Source organism: Nostoc sp. GT001 (assembly GCF_030382115.1).
Classification (GTDB): domain Bacteria; phylum Cyanobacteriota; class Cyanobacteriia; order Cyanobacteriales; family Nostocaceae; genus Nostoc.
The window spans coordinates 7,257,539-7,276,613 of sequence record NZ_JAUDRJ010000003.1 but is presented as its reverse complement, the minus strand read 5'-3'; the positions used below and the strand labels follow the sequence as shown (position 1 = coordinate 7,276,613).

At 43.4% G+C, this 19,075-nt stretch carries 14 protein-coding genes; 13 read left to right on the top strand and 1 reads right to left on the bottom strand.

What is annotated here, in order from left to right:
• Nucleotides 1–356 precede the first annotated feature (356 nt).
• The 4 genes from QUD05_RS33730 (at nucleotide 357) to QUD05_RS33715 (ending at nucleotide 5,603) form a co-directional block, all read left to right on the top strand.
• Nucleotides 357–3,548 (top strand): WD40 repeat domain-containing protein, encoded by a 3,192-nt coding sequence (locus QUD05_RS33730; protein WP_289799850.1) that lies wholly within the window; start codon nucleotides 357–359, stop codon nucleotides 3,546–3,548.
• Between the two features lie 298 nt (nucleotides 3,549–3,846).
• Nucleotides 3,847–4,320: a hypothetical protein gene (locus tag QUD05_RS33725; protein WP_289799849.1), complete on the top strand. Its 474-nt coding sequence runs from the start codon at nucleotides 3,847–3,849 to the stop codon at nucleotides 4,318–4,320.
• A 473-nt stretch (nucleotides 4,321–4,793) separates the two neighbouring features.
• Nucleotides 4,794–5,201: a transposase family protein gene (locus QUD05_RS33720; RefSeq protein WP_289795575.1), complete on the top strand. Its 408-nt coding sequence runs from the start codon at nucleotides 4,794–4,796 to the stop codon at nucleotides 5,199–5,201.
• A 129-nt stretch (nucleotides 5,202–5,330) separates the two neighbouring features.
• Nucleotides 5,331–5,603, top strand: coding sequence for a hypothetical protein (locus QUD05_RS33715; protein ID WP_289794483.1), 273 nt, complete (start codon nucleotides 5,331–5,333; stop codon nucleotides 5,601–5,603).
• Nucleotides 5,604–5,931: 328 nt separating this feature from the next.
• Here the strand turns inward: QUD05_RS33715 and QUD05_RS33710 are convergent, their stop codons facing one another.
• Complete coding sequence (locus tag QUD05_RS33710; RefSeq protein WP_289799848.1) at nucleotides 5,932–6,309, bottom strand: CU044_2847 family protein; 378 nt, start codon at nucleotides 6,307–6,309, stop codon at nucleotides 5,932–5,934.
• Between the two features lie 67 nt (nucleotides 6,310–6,376).
• Here QUD05_RS33710 and QUD05_RS33705 point away from each other — a divergent pair, with 67 nt between their 5' ends.
• The 9 genes from QUD05_RS33705 (at nucleotide 6,377) to QUD05_RS33665 (ending at nucleotide 19,052) form a co-directional block, all read left to right on the top strand.
• Nucleotides 6,377–10,564, top strand: coding sequence for an nSTAND1 domain-containing NTPase (locus tag QUD05_RS33705; protein WP_289799847.1), 4,188 nt, complete (start codon nucleotides 6,377–6,379; stop codon nucleotides 10,562–10,564).
• A 46-nt stretch (nucleotides 10,565–10,610) separates the two neighbouring features.
• Nucleotides 10,611–10,772, top strand: a complete 162-nt coding sequence (locus QUD05_RS33700) for a hypothetical protein (RefSeq protein WP_289799846.1) — start codon at nucleotides 10,611–10,613, stop codon at nucleotides 10,770–10,772.
• Nucleotides 10,773–10,940: 168 nt separating this feature from the next.
• Nucleotides 10,941–11,345: a DUF4112 domain-containing protein gene (locus tag QUD05_RS33695; protein ID WP_289799845.1), complete on the top strand. Its 405-nt coding sequence runs from the start codon at nucleotides 10,941–10,943 to the stop codon at nucleotides 11,343–11,345.
• A gap of 365 nt (nucleotides 11,346–11,710) precedes the next feature.
• Nucleotides 11,711–12,916 (top strand): glutathione S-transferase family protein, encoded by a 1,206-nt coding sequence (locus tag QUD05_RS33690; protein WP_289799844.1) that lies wholly within the window; start codon nucleotides 11,711–11,713, stop codon nucleotides 12,914–12,916.
• 34 nt (nucleotides 12,917–12,950) lie between these two features.
• On the top strand, nucleotides 12,951–14,441 hold the full coding sequence (locus QUD05_RS33685; protein WP_289799843.1) for a glutamine synthetase family protein: 1,491 nt from the start codon (nucleotides 12,951–12,953) through the stop codon (nucleotides 14,439–14,441).
• Between the two features lie 516 nt (nucleotides 14,442–14,957).
• A complete protein-coding gene (locus QUD05_RS33680; protein WP_289799842.1) occupies nucleotides 14,958–15,254 on the top strand; it encodes a microviridin/marinostatin family tricyclic proteinase inhibitor in 297 nt (98 codons plus the stop codon).
• 179 nt (nucleotides 15,255–15,433) lie between these two features.
• Nucleotides 15,434–16,423, top strand: a complete 990-nt coding sequence (locus QUD05_RS33675) for an MvdC family ATP-grasp ribosomal peptide maturase (protein ID WP_289799841.1) — start codon at nucleotides 15,434–15,436, stop codon at nucleotides 16,421–16,423.
• Between the two features lie 84 nt (nucleotides 16,424–16,507).
• On the top strand, nucleotides 16,508–17,482 hold the full coding sequence (locus QUD05_RS33670) for an MvdD family ATP-grasp ribosomal peptide maturase (protein ID WP_289799840.1): 975 nt from the start codon (nucleotides 16,508–16,510) through the stop codon (nucleotides 17,480–17,482).
• Between the two features lie 175 nt (nucleotides 17,483–17,657).
• Nucleotides 17,658–19,052 (top strand): IS4 family transposase, encoded by a 1,395-nt coding sequence (locus tag QUD05_RS33665; protein ID WP_289799839.1) that lies wholly within the window; start codon nucleotides 17,658–17,660, stop codon nucleotides 19,050–19,052.
• Nucleotides 19,053–19,075 lie beyond the last annotated feature (23 nt).

The following is a 19,075-nucleotide window of genomic DNA, read 5'->3' as shown; positions in this document are numbered from 1 at the left end:
GAATGAAGACTAGCGCGATGTGAGATTTTTCTCAAGGTAGTGGCGTGGCACAACTAAAATAGTGCATTAGCAAACTCTTGTGGGATGGGCTTCTAGCCATTGGTGTCAACTTAAGCTGAAATTTTCAACTGTTCGTAGCCCGCCCTTAGACATCGCTCCCGTAATTACTACTGGACTACAAGGTATAGAGTTTATCCCAGTCACGAAGACTTTCATATTGTGCTTCTACCGCGTGTTGCTCCAACCGCTAATTGAATTTTAAATCTAGAGTTTTTAACTCTAGTGGGTAAATCACTAGTTAATTTGGGTATTTTAAAGCACAGAGTTAATTTTCTCAATAGTTTTAACAAAACAAGATGACACAATACGCCCTTGTGGTTGAAATTGCTCAGGATGACAACAGTTTCGGCAGCCTGACTAAACCTATTGATGATACAGAGGCTGTGGCTAGCACAGAAAAATTTTTGCTGCTGGTAGATGAGTTTGGGGAAGTATTTACAGTTTGTATAGATAAGGAAGAACGGCAGAGATTTATTGAACTACTGACTGGGGTAGTAGAGATTCATGATTCGCGGTTAGCAGTTGTAATTACTATGCGAGGCAATTTTCTGGAATCCTGTTTAGATAATCCTTCTCTGGCTCACCTGATTCAAACCCCAGTAGTTGTTATACCGCCTTTAACTGGAGTTGATTTCAAGGACATAATCGCCAAACCTGCCCAGCTTCAGGTTCATAGTGTTGAAGAAGCAGGAGCATTACAAATTCTCCAAAATCTTCAACAAGAACCAGAGAATTTACCATTGTTAGAGTTTGCCTTAACTAAACTGTGGGAGAAACGCGAGCAAAAGAAACATCAACTTACCCAAGAAGAGTATGAAAATTTGGGAGGATTAACTGCGGTGTTAAATCTCCATGCAGAAAATGTTTATCACTACCAAGATTATGAGCAAGAATATCCAACTCAAGAACGCAGTCAGCAAGAAAAGGAATGGATTAAGCAGATTTTTCTGCGGTTAATGGGAACAGGAGAGGGAGAAAAGGATACCCAACAGCGCCAACCAAAAGCCACATTATTAAATATTGCAGGTAATGATGCCAATCAACAGCAACAACTTAGTGAGTTGCTAGATGGTGAAGCGGGATTGGTTAAGGGACGCTTATTAATTACTGGGAAAGATGAAAAAGGAGAAGTCTGGATTAATCTAGCCCATGAAGCTTTAATTGAAAGTTGGCAGCAGTTTGCCCAGTGGCGACAACAAGACCGAGACTTGCGACCGTTGAACGAGACATTAGAAAATACGCGACGGGAATGGTTGAGCGAAAGGTCGGATGACAAATATTTAATGCAAAAGGGATTGCTGGCCCAAGTGAGGGATAGCTGGCAACAATTGCAGCCTGATTTGCAATCACCCCAACAAGATGAGGATTTTTACCAGCGTAGCGATGCCGATGACAAAGACCGGATTGCCGAGATGGAAAGGGCGCTTACTGAATCCCAGTTGCGAGAAAAAGCGGCTAGAGTAGACGATTTATTGCCCTTACAACCCCTAGATAGTCTAGTTTTGGCAATTCAAGCTATGGGGGAGAATCAAGAGAAACTACCCCAGCAGATTCTTGCATCAGTTCAGAACAGTTTGAATCGGGTGGTTAATAAAGCAAGAGTCTCGATTCCCTTCTGTGGTCATGAGGGTTATATCAATTCTGTCGCCATCAGTGCCGATGGACAGACGATTGTCAGTGGTGGTGCTGATGGTACGGTGCGGTTGTGGAATTACCAAGGTCTTTCCTTAGCTGAACCTTTGCGTGGTCATCAGGGTTATGTTAATTCTGTCGCCATTAGTGGCGATGAGCAGACGATTGTCAGTGGCGGTGCTGACGGCACGGTGCGGTTGTGGAACCACCAAGGTCTTTCCTTAGCTGAACCTTTGCGCGGTCATCAAGGTAATGTCAATTCTGTCGCCATCAGTGCCGATGGGCAGACGATTGTCAGTGGCGGTGCTGACGGCACGGTGCGGTTGTGGAATTACCAAGGTCTTGCCTTAGCTAAACCATTGCATGGGCATAAAAATGATGTCTCTTCTGTCGCCATCAGTGCCGATGGGCAGACGATTGTCAGTGGTGGTGCTGACGGCACTGTGCGGTTGTGGAACCGCCAAGGTCTTCCCTTAGCTAAACCATTGCGTGGGCATAAAAATGATGTCTTTTCTGTCGCCATCAGTGCCGATGGGCAGACGATTGTCAGTGGTGGTGCTGATGGTATGGTGCGGTTGTGGAACTACCAAGGTCTTCTCTTGGCTGAACCTTTGTATGGTCATGAGAGTTATGTCAATTCTGTAGCCATCAGCGCCAATGGACAGAATATTGTCAGTGGCGGTGCTGATGGTACGGTGCGGCTGTGGAATCGCCAAGGTCTTTCCTTAGCTGAACCTTTGCGTGGTCATCAGGGTAATGTCAATTCTGTCGCCATCAGTACCGATGGGCAGACGATTGTCAGTGGCAGCGATGGCGGCACGGTGCGGTTGTGGAATCGCCAAGGTATTCCCTTAACTGAACCTTTGCGTGGTCATGAAGGCAATGTTAGGTCTGTTGCTATCAGCACCGATGGTCAGACAATTGCTAGTGGTAGTACTGACGGCACAGTGTGGTTTTGGAACCACCAAGGTCTTCCCTTTGCGAAACCTTTGCGTGGTCATAAGGGTTGGGTTTATTCTGTCGCTATCAGTGCCAATGGACAGAATATTGTCAGTGGCGGTACTGACGGTACGGTGCAGTTGTGGAATCACCAAGGTCTTGCCTTAACTGAACCTTTGTGTGGTCATGAGGGCTGGGTTTATTCTGTTGGTATCAGTACCGATGGGCAGACGATTGTCAGTGGTGGTAGTGATGGTACGGTGCGGTTGTGGAATCGTCAAGGTCTTGCCTTAGCTGAACCTATGCGTGGTCATCAGGGTTATGTCAATTCTGTCGCCATTAGCGCCGATGGGCAGACAATTGTTAGTGGCGGTGATGACGGCACTGTGCGGTTGTGGAATCGTCAAGGTCTTGCCTTAGCTGAACCTTTGCGTGGTCATCAGGGTTTTGTCAATTCTGTTGCCATTAGCGCTGATGAGCAGACGATTGTTAGTGGTGGTACTGATGGCACTGTGCGGTTGTGGAATCTGCAAGGTCTTGCTTTAGCTGAACCCTTGCGTGGTCATAAAGGTTGGGTCTATTCTGTGGCCATTAGCACCGATGGGCAGACGATTGTTAGCGGCGGTGATGACGGCACTGTACGGTTGTGGAACCTGCAAGGTCTTGCTTTAGCGGAACCTTTACGTGGTCATGAAGGTTGGGTTTATTCTGTTGCCATTAGCGCTGATGGGCAGACGATTGTTAGCGGTGGTGAAGATGGCACTGTACGGTTGTGGCGCGGTGACTGGCGTGCATGGTTGCAAGTCTGTTGTGACAGGTTACGTTACCATCCCGTCTTCACCAATCCGCAAACAGAGGAAGCAAAAGCCGCCTGTGAAACCTGCCAAAAATATGTTTGGAGTAAAGTAAGCGGGTAAAAAGACAGTATTGCTGTGCTTCTAAGAAGGTCTGTACTCGATTCAATTGCAAATGGCTATCAAGGCAGTAGCAACACATCCTTGGGTAAAGACGCGATTCATCGCGTCTCTACAAGTGGTCTATTTGTCGCATTCTTTTTTCAAATTGGTATAAATTATGGTGAGCGAAAGGCTTAGGCGTAACCCGCACTTTGACAACGCTCACCTTTTGTCCGTGGAATTTTTATTGGTGTTCTTGAAATTTAGTTTGTATATGTGGGCACTCTAAAATTAAGCAACATACTGGAGACTAATTTCTATGTCCACAGCCCCAATTAGTGCAACATTAGCGCAATCAGATAGAGATGCTGTGTTGCAAGCCATTGCCACCATTAAAGAAAAGCTACCATTTTTGATTGATTTAAGTAACGAGGAGCGGAAAGCTTTACCCAAGATGGGAGATAAAAGCCGCGCCTTTGTAAGCAAAGCATTAGAGGTGGCGACACAGAACCCAGAGTTTTTACCGCGATCGTTTGACCTCAATGAGATGCGGAAAGACGTTCAATTATTTGAAGCTTTGTATCCAGTATTGCTATCTTTGTCACAATTACAAGAGTTGCTGGATGATACATCTATAGCAGTGGGCAGTGAAGCTTATGCAGCCGCGTTGCAGGTGTATAACTATGCCAAAGCTAGTGGACAAGGCGCTGGTTTAGATGGGGTAGTTGAGGAAATGGGGCAAAGGTTCGCCCGTAAATCTCGGAAATCCAAGCCTCAAGCAGCAGCATTGTAGAAAATAACTCGGCGATTGTACTTCTAACGTGCAATGTTGAGGTTCAGAACTCGGATGTTGGAGTAAATTGCTCGACGTTCCGAGTTCTGAACTCGAAACTTCACCCTCAGAACATGGAATTTCGAGATAAGAACACGAAAATTGAAGCTCTGAACAGCAATATCCGAAATCCAAGAGTGAATAATGGAGAGTAGAAGGCGATCGCTCTCCTTTTAAACTCGGAACTTCGTGTTTTGAACTGCAACGGCCGAGATTCAAGGGTGAATTATGGTGAGTGAAAGGTGTAGGCGTAGCTCGCCCTTAGAGGATGTTTGAAAAGTATTTTTGGTAACTTCTAGACCTTGGAAACCTAACCCCCCTAGCCCCCCTTCCCTACAAGGGAATGCAGGGTGGATTAATTGTCGAGAGAGAAAATATAACATAGAAGGATGATTCCTTAAGAAAAACACGGTTCTCCCAGAGGAAAGTTAGGAATGAATTTAATCGAAGCAATCCAAGGGGTTCCCGATTATCGACATGCTAGAGGTATTAGACATAGACTTTGGATAATACTAACTATAGTTTTGTTAGGTAGTTGTACAGGATATTGGGGGTATAAACCTTTAGCTGAGTTCACAAAAAATCATCGATTATCTCTAATCAAATTATTAGATTTATCTCCAGATATTCAATTTCCGTCAGCATCAACATTCAGAAATATTATGATGTCAATTGATTTTCAGATATTAGCTGAACTGTTTAACGTCTGGGCAGAAAAGAGTTTGCCAATTAATTTCAAAGAATTATTTGCCATCGATGGGAAATGTATTAAAAGTACTGTAACCGGGGGAAATCAATCCTATCAAAACTTTGTGAGTATCGTTTCAGTTTTCAGTTTATAGTCATCAGCAAGGATGGGTAATCAGACATCAAGCTATGGAAAATAACAAAAACAGTGAGATTAGTGTGGTAGAAGAGCTAATTAAAAAGCTTTATGGGCATCATATCGTGATTACAGCCGATGCACTACATTGCCAAAAAAAACTGTTGAGCTGATTATCGAGGGAGAAAATGACTACATTATTACTATTAAAAGAAACCAGCCAAATCTCCTGAAAGTAGCTACTGAGCTAGCTGAATCCTCAATCGCTATCGATACCAATTACCATGATGAAAATTTACATGGACGAAAGACTACTCGTCAAGTCAAAGTCTATCCAATTCCATTTGAGTCACTACCTGATTGGGTTGGCGCTAAAAGTTTAATTGAGGTTAACAGATATGGAACTCGACCTCAAGGATAGAATTGTCGTCGCCAGATTGTTGACTATCATGAACAACACTTTTATTTAAGTAGCTTTTTTGATGCGCTATTTGACCACTCCGACTCCTTTTGCCCAATGCCTGTGAGTCCAATGGTCGAGTGAGAAAACTTTTTCTCTCCCGACAATTAATCCACCCTGCCTTCCCTACAAGGGAATGGGGGTTTTAAAGCATCTCTCCGTTTCGGGGAGAGGTTTGGAGAGGGGTCTCTGGTATACTTTACGATTTTTCAACCAACCTCTTAGACATCGCTTCCATAATTCTTAGCAGAGTTGAAAGTACAAAGCTTATCTTTGGCAAAGCAAAACCTTAAGTGCTGGAATTTTGCTTATTTTCAGGAAACTTACACTTCACCTCAATTTCAAAATTGCTCTCCGCCGAACCTTCAGTCACAAAGGGGATACCAGTTTTTCCGCCTATCTTCAAGCCAAACTTCAAAGTCACCTCTTCGACTTCAGCAGCACCTAAATTTTTAAAAGCGCCAATGGCATATTTGGTATAAGCTCGAATTTGATGGTGAACTTCTTCAATCTTGACAAATGCCTCTTCCCGAAAGCCGTAGGATTCCTTCTCCTCATCAACCTCCGGTGTGACAACTTTTGGTATATTTGGCGTTTCCTTTGACTCGAACAGAATTGTATAGATTTCCCCGTCTTCTTCAAAGACTAAACGTTCTATGTTCGACATCAAGCCCTCAGAGTTTAGGTGTATTTAAGTTATCTTATTCTGTAACAGACAATTTAAATACGTATAGATGGCTCGTTACGCGCTTGTAGTTGGCATTACGGATTATACAAATCAGCTTTCCAATCTCACAAAACCAGCTACGGATGCCGAAGCAGTCGCGCAGGTACTAAAAGCGCATGGTGATTTTGAGGATATCGCTGTTCTCAAAGGGAAAGTTAGTACAACTAAGTTGGCTAAAGCTTTCAAAACACTTTTGCAACAACAAGCAGTTAAAAACGAAGCGCTAATTTACTTTACAGGGCATGGCATCACCGTATCTGACAGCTTAGGAACACAACAAGCATATTTAGCAACCTCTGACTTGACAATTGTCACTCAAGGCAATCAGATTATTGAGCAAACAGGCGGGATTAGTCTTTTAAGTCTCAACAATTTAATTAGAGACTCCGACTTGAGTAGTCTAGTAGTGCTGTTAGATTGCTGTCATAGTGGTGAATTTTTAGAACGCAATCTCATCGAAAAAACTCTTACTGCCTTTATTTCACAGCGCGATTACTACTTTATTGCTGCTTGTAGAGGTTTTCAACAAGCTTATGCCAAAAAAAGCGAACAACACAGTATTTTTACAACAGCTTTGCTGGCTGGTTTGTCACCAGACAACACTAACGATCGCGGACAGGTGACAGGCGATCGCCTCTTCGATATACTTGCCACAGAACTTAAAAAGAGTGGTCAAGAACCAATCCGCATGGGTTGGGGGCGTTCGATTACTCTAATTACCCACAACATTCAAACACAAGCTCAGACCTTTGAGGTAAAGGAAGAATGTCCTTATCAAGGTTTAAAAGCCTTTGAAGCGGAACAAAAACAGTTTTTCTTTGGGCGCAAGCAGGTTGTAAGGAAGATTCTGGCGAAACTGGCACAAAATCCCTTTGTCCCAATTATTGGCGCTTCCGGGAGTGGTAAATCTTCTGTAGTTCAGGCAGGTTTAATTCCAGAATTAGATGATAGAGTCTGGCAAATTTTACCGCCAATCAAGCCAGGATTTCAGCCGTTGCAGGAATTGAGAGCAATTCTGAAAGCATTTTTTCCAGGGGCGAGAAAAGAAAAATTGCTGTGGGAGTTGATTACTAATGAACCGAATCCTTTACCTGTAATTCTGGAGCATCTCACAGGTGCAGAAAAATTTTTATTGGTAGTAGATCAGTTGGAGGAACTATTTACTGTTGCTGTTGCTGAACAAAAGCAGAGATTTATTGAATTGCTGACTCAGGTAGGAGAGATAACCGATTCGCGGTTGAAAGTTGTGATTACCATGCGATCGGATTTTCTCGAACTATGTTCAGATTATCCGTCTTTAAATAAATTAATTGAAAATCAGCTTGTTTTGATGCCGCGGATCACAGGAATTGATTTAAAAGAGACAATAACCGAACCTGCTAAACTTCAAGGTCATAGTGTTGAAGAAAGACTAGTACTGAAAATTTTAGAAGATGTTGGTAAAGAACCGGGATATTTGCCGTTAATGGAGTTTGCTTTAACTAGACTCTGGGAAAAACGCGACCAACAAAAGCATCAACTCACCTTAGAACAGTATGAAAACTTCCAAGGATTGACAGGGGCGCTGAATCTTCATGCAGAAAATGTTTATCTTTACGAAGATTATCAGCAGGATTCTCCGACTCAAGAACGAAATGAACAGGAGAAGGACTGGATTGGGCAAATTTTCCTGCGATTATTGCGAACTGGAGAGGGAGAAAAGGATACGCGACAGCGCCAAGCAAAAGCTGAATTGTTAGCCATTGGTGGTAATGACCAAGAAAAGCAGGAAGCATTAAGTGAATTGCTAGATGAAGGATTGGTGAAAGGACGTTTGTTGGTAGCTGGGAAAGATGAACAAGGAAAAGCTTGGATTGATTTAGCCCATGAAGCCTTAATTGAGGTTTGGGAGAGGTTTGCCCAATGGCGACAACAAGACCGAGATTTGCGGCGGTTGAGTGATAGGTTAGCAGATGCATTACGCGAGTGGTTGAGAAAAGGAGAGAATGAAAAATACTTAATGCAGGGGGGATTATTGGCAGAGGTGCGGGAAAATTGGGAAAAGCTGGAGTTTTTATCATCACCTCAAGCCAAAAATTTTTATCAACGCAGTGATGCGTATGAAAAAGACCGAATCAATATTTTAGAACGGGCACTCACCCAAGCTACTTTGCGAGAAAAAGCTACAAGGGTATTGAATTTACTACCTTTCAAACCATTAGATGGTCTAGTTTTGGCGATTCAGGCAATAGGTGAGAATCTTGACAAAATGCCAGATCAGATTCTCACCCCAGTTCAAAACAGCTTGCATAGAGTGATGGAAACAGTTAGAGTATCCATTCCCTTCCTGGGACATGAAGGTACTGTCAATTCAGTTGCTATTAGCCCGGATGGTCAAATGATTGTCAGTGGCGGTCTTGACGGAACAGTACGCTTATGGGATCTACTAGGCAATCCTATCGATCGACCCTTTCAGGGGCATGAAGACTCCGTATATTCAGTTGCTATTAGCCCGGATGGTCAAATAATTGTCAGTGGCAGTCGGGACAAGACGGTGCGTTTGTGGGACATCCAGGGCAATCCTATAGGTGAACCCTTTTACGGGCATGAAGCTTATGTTACTGCCGTCTCTTTTAGTGCCGATAGTCAAATGATAGCCAGTGGCAGTTGGGACAAGACAGTGCGGCTATGGAATCTAATAGGCCAACCTATCGGTCAACCCTTTTACGGTCATGAAGATGTTATCTTTTCAGTTGTTTTTAGCACCAATGGTCAAATGATAGCCAGTGGCAGTTGGGACAAGACGGTGCGTTTGTGGGATATTCAAGGTCACCCTATAGGTAAACCATTTTGGGGACATGAGCATGAAGTCTATTCAGTTGCCTTTAATCACGATGGACAGAAAATTGTTAGTGGCAGTCGTGACCGAACACTGCGGTTATGGGATTTAGCGGGTAGCCTCATTGGTCAACCGCTTAGTGGACATGAAAATTCTGTTTTATCAGTGGCCTTTAGTCCTGATGGGCAAAAGATAGTTAGTGGCAGTAGCGACAACACAGTTCGGTTGTGGGATTTAATGGGCAACCCCATCGGTCAACCGTTTAGGGAGCATAAAAATGTTGTCTGGTCAGTGGCCTTTAGTCCTGATGGGCAAAAAATAGTTAGTGGCAGTCGTGACCAAACAGTGCGGTTATGGGATTTAACGAGCAATCCGCTTACTTATCCCTTCAAGGGGCATGAAAGTTCAGTCAATTCAGTCGCCTTTAGTCCTGATGGGCAAAAGATAGTCAGCGGCAGCAGTGATGGTATAGTGCGTTTGTGGGATATCCAGGGCAAACCTATTGGTGAACCTTTTCAGGGGCATGAGTATTCTGTGCGGTCAGTCGCTATTAGCCCCGATGGGCAAAAGATAGTCACTGGCAGTGATGACGGGACAGTAAGGTTATGGGATATGCAGGGTCACTCCATCGCTCAACCCTTGCGTGGTCATGAGAATGTTATCTTTTCAGTCGCTATTAGCCCTGATGGGCAAAAGATAGTTACTGGCAGTGATGACAGGACAGTAAGGTTATGGGATATGCAGGGTCACTCCATCGCTCAACTTTTACGGGTAGGTGAAGGTGAACTGACCGCCATTGCCTTTAGTCCCGATGGGCAAAAGATCGGTACTGGCAGTCGTGAAGGGAAAGTGGAGTTATGGGATATCAAGGGTAACCTGCTCAGTCACTCCTTACAGGATCACGAAGGTTCTGTCACCGCCATTGCTTTTAGTCCCGATGGGCAAAAGATAGTTAGTGGCAGTATTGACAACACAGTGCGGTTATGGGACTTAGCAGGTAACCCCATCAGTCAACCATTTTGGGGGCACGAGAATTATGTTTGGTCAGTCGCCTTTAGTCCTGATGGGCAGATAATTGTTAGTGGTAGCGACGATAACACATTGCAGTTATGGGATTTAGCAGGTAACCCCATTGGTCAACCGTTTAGGGGACATGAAGATTCTGTCTGGTCAGTAGCTTTTAGCCCCAATGGGCAAAAGATAGTTAGTGGCAGCGATGATGGAACAATAAGGTTGTGGCGGGGTGGTTGGCGTGGATGGTTGCAAGTCTGTTGCAACAGGTTACGTTACCATCCCATCTTCACCAATCCGCAAACAGAGGAGGCAAAAGCCGCTTGCGAAGTCTGCCAAAAATATGTTTGGAGTAAAAGTGGGTAAAAACACGGCATTGCCGTGCCTCTAAGAAGGTCTGTACTCGATTCAATTGCAAACGGCTATCAAAGCAGTAAGTGTCGGTTTGCGCTGGCAGGAACTTGCTGTTTACCTGCACCTACGAATACACGAACAGGCGATCGCCTTCCTGGATTTGCAATATATCTATGCATTGGTACGGGGGGTAAAGATGACTGGGCGGCAGAGATGTTAGAAAGTATGCAAACTTATGGAAAAAACGTCTTATATCATGTCTGGCTAGTTAGTTATAATGCTTTTTTAGGCAGTATTCAGGATTTTTATTCATACTTGTTATTTCTAACGGTACAAGACAAAGAACTAAAAATGGTGCAATTTAAAAGTAGTGTAAATATGGTCAATTATGGACGCTGCCAAACGCCTTGCTACTCTAAATCGCATTCGCAAACTTAGCCGTCTGATGGATACATCAATACGTATCCCTTTGACAGGTTTTCGCATTGGCATAGACCCAATCATTGGTCTAGTTCCAGGTGCTGGTGATTTAATCAGTACAGCGTTTTCAGCTTACATTATATTTTTAGCGACTCAGTTTGGCATCCCGCGTCAAGACTTAGCCAAAATGATTTTTAATGTAGGTTTGGAAACAGTCGTTGGTACTGTGCCTTTAGTGGGTGATTTGTTTGATGCTTTCTATAAGTCCAACATTCGGAATTTGGCAATTTTGGAGCAACATTTGACAGTAGTTGAACCAGAACTAAAAAAAGTGTCTGATGAACTTTACTCTCAAAAATTCAGCCAAATTTAAGTAGAAAAAGAGCGTAGTTTACGGCCGCAGGCATTGCCATTGCACATTTACTATGTATTTTCTAGTACATTACTAGCCAGTTGTAGAGAAGCGATGACCGAGCGCTGNTGNGGGGCTGCTGAGTTCGTCTACAGCGTTGGGTCAACAACTGGCGATTTGTCTGTTCTGTTGATATCTCATTTAAACGGCAATTCAGAGATAAGTTATGCCAAATTGCCAGAACCTTTGAACGTGGTATCGTCACTTCAACTTTTTCTTAAATCAAGAATTGATGGGCGAACCCATCGGTTAAATTCAGCCTTGGTGTAATTGAAAATATTGTAGAGTATAGAATTGTCCTAAGTATTGCCTACGCAACTCCCCCTATGACTACCGCACCCTTAAGCTGGGAAGAACTAGAAACCCTCACGGACTATCAAATAGATACCGTTAATGGTCCCACCAACGCTAGAGCTAGGTTGCGCTTGTTTGGTCAGCCGGAATCTGATGTGCGGGTAACGCTGTACCGCGATAACCACGCCTGGTGTCCTTACTGTCAAAAAGTTTGGTTATGGCTAGAGGAAAAACAGATCCCCTACCGCATCGAAAAAGTGACAATGTTCTGCTATGGGGAGAAAGAAAGTTGGTACAAACGTAAGGTTCCATCAGGAATGCTCCCCGCGATCGAGCTAGATGGACGGATTATTAAGGAAAGCGATGACATTTTGATCGCTTTGGAAAAGGTATTTGCTCCATTGAACCAAGGGATGGAAGACCTCACGGTGCTTCCTTTACGTCAATTAGAACGACTTTTATTTAGAGCTTGGTGCGTTTGGCTGTGTTCTAAAGTCGGTTCCTCTCAACAAGAACAACGCAATCGAGAACAATTTATCGCAGTGGTGGCTAGGGTAGAGGAAGCTCTGGGTAGCACCCCAAGCCCTTATTTTCTAGATAGCTTTGGCATCGTTGATGTCATTTTTACGCCATATCTCGAACGGATGAATGCGAGCCTTTACTACTACAAGGGCTACTCACTGCGGGAAGAAAACCCTCGTTTGAGTGCATGGTTTGCGGCAATGGAAAGCCGACCAACCTACTGCGGTACTCAGAGCGACTTTCACACCCACGCACATGATTTGCCGCCCCAGATGGGGGGCTGTTGGGAAAACGGCGAAACCCAGATGCTTCTCAATAAAGCGCTGGTGGATAACGGCCCCTGGTTTGGACTACCAGATGTTACTTATCCAGAGCCGGAAAACTCCCGTATGGAAGCTCTTAAACGAACTATCGATCACCGGATAAATATTATTCGAGTCAACCCCTTAGATGATAAATTGTTTGATCGAGCGCTACGTTGTGCTTTAACACACATGATGACAGGGGAAGACTGTGTACCCCCATCGGGATCTGATGTCGCTCTCCGATATTTGCGCGATCGCATTAATGTACCACGAGACATGTCTATCTACGCAGCCAAGCGATTGAGGGAATCCCTGGAAAAAACCGCATCCCTTGCGGGTGATGGGCAGCCAGCCCCTATTCCCACTCAGCATCGACGAGATCAAGACCCGTCTAACTTTGCCATCAAGTAGGATTTCAGATATTTATGCCTAACCGAAAATCCAAATGAAAAAACCTGGATTTATTGAGCGTCATCACCTGTGGACAGCAATCCAAAAAGAAGCATCTGAAAAGATCAAGGCTGTTGTCAAAGAACGGGATTTATTGTTGATTCGTACCGCTTGGTCAGACCAGCATGGCATTGTTCGCAGCAAATCGCTCTTACCCCAGGCGTTTTTCAGCGCCTTAGAAAACGGTATGCAAATCAGCACAGGGACATTTCTGTTTGATACTGGTGGTGCAATAGTATTTAACCCGTTTGTGCCTGGCGGTAGTTTAGATATGCCTTTGATGACAGGTGCGCCAAATCTTGTGGCTGTTCCTGACCCTGATACCTTCAAAATTCTGCCTTGGGCAAAACGTACTGGTTTTATCCTCTGTGACGAGTACTTTCAAAATGGTCAGGTAATGCCCTTTTCCAGTCGCGGTATTTTGCGCCAATCATTGGTAGAGTTACATCAAAGAGGATTGGAGCATATTGTCGGCTTAGAAGTTGAGTGGTATCTGGCAAAGTTGGAAGATCCGATGTTAGCGATCGCTAATGTTGGTACTTCTGGAAAACCTGGTGAACCTGCCAAAGTTAGCGCTGTAGAGCATAGCTTCCAATACCTTTTAGAATCGCACAATCCAGAAATTCACGACTTACTGCGTATTCTGGCAGAAAATTTAGTTGAAATGGGATTGCCTTTAAGAAGTGTAGAAAACGAAGGAGGTGCGGGTCAATTTGAATTTACCTTTGACCCGATTCCGGCATTACAAGCTGCGGATACAATGATCATATTCCGCATGGCGACCAAGCAAATCTGCCGTCAACAAGGTTACATCGCATCATTTATGTGTCGTCCAGGATTGCAAGGTTCTTCTTCCAATGGCTGGCATTTGCACCAATCCCTTGTAGACCGAACCACAGGCGAGAACGCTTTCATGTCTGCAAACTCCAAAGCCCTAATGTCAGATTTAGGTAAACATTTTGTTGGTGGTCTTCTGAAACACGCCAATGCCGCTTCTGTATTCACAACCCCGACAATTAACGGCTACAAAAGATTTAGACCTTACTCTCTAGCTCCCGATCGCGCCGGATGGGGATTGGAAAATCGAGGAGCAATGATTAGATTACAAGGCGGTTATGATGACCCCACCACCCACATTGAAAACCGAGTTGGAGAACCAGCAGCCAATCCTTATTTGTATATGGCATCGCAATTGATTTCTGGGTTAGATGGTGTAGATTGTAAACTTGACCCTGGCTCCCCAACAGATGAACCTTACGCTACAGAAAGTCCAGCCTTACCCAAAAGTTTGCCAGAGGCGATTTCATATTTGAGCCAAAGCGAACTTTTTGCTCAAAAAATGGGGCAGCAGTTCATCAACTTCATCATAAAGATGAAACAGAATGAAATCAATCGCTTTTTGCAGTCCGTCGGCGATCGGCTACCAGAAGACTATTTAAAGCAGGTGACTAACTGGGAGCAAAGAGAATATTTTGAATTATTTTGAAGTGAATAATTCCTATAAATGTAAATGTCGCGCTTTTAAGGATGATTATTAAGATATTTAAGTGAATCTTTTGATAATTACCTGCCCCACCATCCCCAGTCCCCAGTCCTCTTGCTATACTGTTTCACAATTGCGCCCTGTCCATACTTGCTGTAAGAAAAATTATTATATTTTTAACTTTATACAAGCATAATTACACAAAAGTAAATATTTATTAAGAAATAAATTAATACTTATTTTGGTAAGTCAAACTTCGCCAATTTCCGAGGTTGAGTTGATGTATAAACTCTTTTTTGGCAAAGGTATTAGTATGTATTATGTCATATAATACAGGAGATATTTAAGTTCATATCATGTCCGCTTGATTGCTTATTAAACCCGAAGAACCCCACCCCGCCAAAGCTGTGCTTTGTCTCCCCTCCCCGCAGGCGGAGAGGGGGGTGGGGGTGGGGGTGGGGTTATTTTATTATGGGTAATTTGGCGGACATGATATCAGTATGTTATAGGAGAAAGATTGTGTCTGAAAACAAACCAGAAAAGTTGAATTCACAAGCAGTACCATTCTTCGCTCGATTCTTGGAAGGGCAAAGCCTTGAAGACCTTTCTGATGAAGACTCAAAAGCGATTATCGGTGGTAAATGTAATAATGCCACAAACAAGAATAAGGATGAACTTGTAACAACTCTGAAGTTTCCATCCGATCAAGAAGATGGCGCAGTAACTAAAAAGTACCCCTCTGATAGTGATGAGTTCGCTGTTACTCAGAAGTTTCCTTCAGATGGTGATGACAGTTCGCCGTCTTCACCTTCATAGCTGCATACTTTTGATCACACCAGAGATGCGGTTTTAAAACTATTGTCAGTATAAAAATACAGTTAGTGCCAACTTCATCTAGGAGTTGGCTTTCCATTAAAATTAAGTTCACTTGTTTAAAATTTTGCTTTCTTAAGAGTTGACAATAGTGAAAATGCAAGATCTAATAAAAATATTTTATGCACCTTGATCGTGATGTAGTTTTATTAATCACCCATAGTGGTGATTACTTTACAATAGATAGAGTTGCAGAAGCAGTATCAAAACTAGGCGCACAGCCATTTCGTCTTGATACTGATAAGTTTCCGATCGCACTGCAACTCCAGGCTAATTTAAGTAACTCTGGTAGCAATCATACACTGCAATATAGCGATCGCTCCCTCAACACCGAGCAAGTGCAAGCAGTATGGATGCGGCGTATTTGGCAACCCGATCTCGGTAAAGAATTGGCTCCACAATTTCAAGCAGCCTGTTCTAGTGAATCACTCGCAGTCTTAGATGGCTTTTGGGACAGCCTCAGAGATGCTAAGTGGGTAGATGATTTACGTCAGATAAGTGCAGCTGAAAACAAGTTACGCCAACTGCGGGTTGCATCAGAAGTAGGTCTTGTTATACCTCGGACTCTTGTCACCAACAATCCTCAAGAAGCACGAGAATTTTTCCATCAAGTTAAGGGAAAAATGATTGTCAAGCTGCTCAGACCTCTTTCTTCTGGGATGCAAGCCTCCTCTTTTTTCATGTATACCAGCCTCGTTAAAGAAGAAGACTTACTTGATGCTGAAACACTCCGCTATTGTCCAGTTATGTTTCAAGAACAAATCCCTAAACAGCAAGAACTACGAGCAGTGTATGTGAATGGCAATCTCTTTGTCGGGGCGCTAGATGCGTCTGAGTATGCAGCATCTACCCAAGATTGGCGACGTGAGACCAAAAAGATTCTTACCTGGCAACCAGAACAATTACCTGATAAACTAATCCGTTGTTTGGATGCCTTTATGGCTAAGTTTGGACTGATTTTTGGAGCATTTGATTTGATTAAAACGCCATCAGGAGAATATGTTTTTTTAGAAATTAATCCTACAGGAGAGTGGGGGATGCTGGAGAGAGATTTGGACTATCCAATTGCTCTAGCGATCGCATCTGCACTACTTTCAACAAACCCGAAGTAAAATGCTCTTACTTAAAAATTCCCAAACAACTGATAACCCCTATATTTATTTATATGTAGCGTACTTCATTCTCCATATTTGTAAATGACTGCTTTAATCATTACTCACAGCCAAGATAACGAAAGTATTCCTCTAGTTATTCAGGCAATTGAAGCCCAAGGAAAGAAAGCATTTCGTTTTGACACAGACCGATTTCCCACAGAAATGCAGTTAGATATTTACTATGGTCGTACTAAGCGAGTGATTCTGAGTGTCGATGACCAGATATTAGATTTAAATGAAGTGTCAGCAGTTTGGTATCGGCGTATTGCAATTGGGTCAAAAATTCCCAACTCGATGGACAAACAACTTAGAGAAGCTTCACTCAAAGAATCTCGCGTCAGCATTGAGGGAATGATTGCTAGTATTAGTGGGTTTCATCTTGATCCTCTGCCAAATATTCGCCGAGCCGAAAATAAGCAATTGCAATTACAAATAGCAAGAGATATCGGTTTAGATACGCCTCGCACTCTGACTACAAATAATCCCATAGCAGTAAAGCAATTTGCCCAAGAGTGTCAGCAGGGAATGATTACAAAAATGCTGTCTTCCTTCGCTATTTATGATGAACAAGGGCGAGAAAAAGTTGTGTTTACAAATCCAATTTCCTCAGAGGATCTAGACAACCTTGATGGTTTACGTTTCTGCCCAATGACATTTCAAGAAAAGATTCCCAAGGCATTGGAATTGCGGACAATTGTTGTAGGGAAACGTGTGCTAACAGCTGCGGTTGATTCTCAAGCTTTGGATAAGGCACGTTACGACTGGCGCAAACAGGGAATTGCCTTACTCGACGCTTGGGAATCATACACTTTACCCGAAGATGTCGAAGAGAAATTGCTCAAACTCATGGCAGAATTTGGTTTAAATTATGGGGCGCTTGATATTATTTTGACTCCTGATGGTCGTCATGTATTCCTGGAAGTTAACCCAGTTGGCGAGTTCTTCTGGCTGGAACGCTGTCCTGGTTTACCGATTTCCCAGGCGATCGCTGAGGTTTTAACTAATTCACCTAATTGATTACAATTTCTCTTTATAGGATGTCTGAAAAGTTCTTTTATATACATCTAATCCTTGGAGATCCCCCTAAGTCCCCCTTAAAAAGGGGGACTTTAAGGCTTTTATTCCCCCCTTAAAAAAGCTTGTCATTACCAACATCTTTTAAAGTGAGGTAGGGATGTAATAGAGTCAGAGTATGAAGTTGAAAAATTTCACAGACCTCAATGCTTGGGCAGTTGAGCAATGGGGAGATGCCGAATTAGGGGATACTCGTCGTACGCAAAGAGCGATCGCTATCGGTGTAGCCATAGCTGCCAACCCGCAAGGGAGTTTACCAGATATGATGCAAGGCTGGAATGAAATTCGTGCTGCGTACCGATTATTTGCGGAAGACGATGTAACTCATAAGGCATTAATTCAACCTCACATCACGGAGACGAAACAAAGCGCAACTGAAATAAAATCCAATGTTGTTTTATTCATCCAAGACACAACAGAACTAGATTATACTCATCATCGGCAAGTTAAGGGATTAGGGCATATTGGAGATGGCAAAGGTAGAGGAATGATGCTACACACGTGTTTAGCAGTAGTACCGTTACCTTTGAATCCACAAATTTTGGGATTGGCAGGACAAATACCTTGGCTGCGTAGTCAAAAAAAGGACAATGACAACACGTTGGTGGAAGCGCTACCAGAACTATTGAGAACAGATGGTGAAGGGGAAATTTGGGCAGAGATGGTGGAATCCATCGGCACTGCACCAACACCACAAACTGGGTCAATTTGGGTAAGTGTCGGAGACAGGGGGAGTGATATTTTTTCTTACCTTCGACGAGCCAAAGCTTTGTACTGGCACTGCTTAGTACGAGTCACTCAAAACCGAGTGATTACTAAACCTGATGCCACCAAAGGGTATCTCAAGGCATTTGCTCGTTCTTTACAACCAATGGCGGAGAAAACTGTTGTTTTGCGTGGGCGCAACGGAGAACCCAAACGTCAAGTTAACTTACAAGTAGCTTGGTCTCAATTGACAATTCAACCCCCAGCAATTGGCTGTGAAAGAAAACAACAGCCAATAGATGGTTGGTGTATTCGTTGTTGGGAACCAGAAGGAGATTTAGAATGGATTCTATTTACCACTGTTGCTGTAAATGCTCGTGAGGATGCCCTCATGCAACTAGATTGGTATGCTACACGTTGGTTAATTGAAGAGTATCATAAGTGTCTCAAAACTGGTTGTGCTGTAGAAAAACGTCAATTGGAGTCAGCTTCATCACTGGTAAGGTTACTTGGCTTTTTTGCTATAGTTTCAGTCAGATTATTACAGTTACGCCAACTTAGTCGCAGCAATTCCCAACTGAAGGCACACGAGTACATACCTACAATTATGTTAAAAGTCTTAGTTGCTCGTCTTGGGTTGACAAATTGTGAGTTGACTTTGGGTGAATTCTTTTTAGCGATCGCTCGTTTGGGTGGTTTTCTTGGCCGCAAATCCGATGATCTACCTGGTTGGCAGACCTTATGGCGAGGCTGGTTGCGATTACAGGATATGTGTTGGGCTGCTGATTTTATCACCCAGTCAGTTTAAAAGATGTTGGTAATGACAAGCCT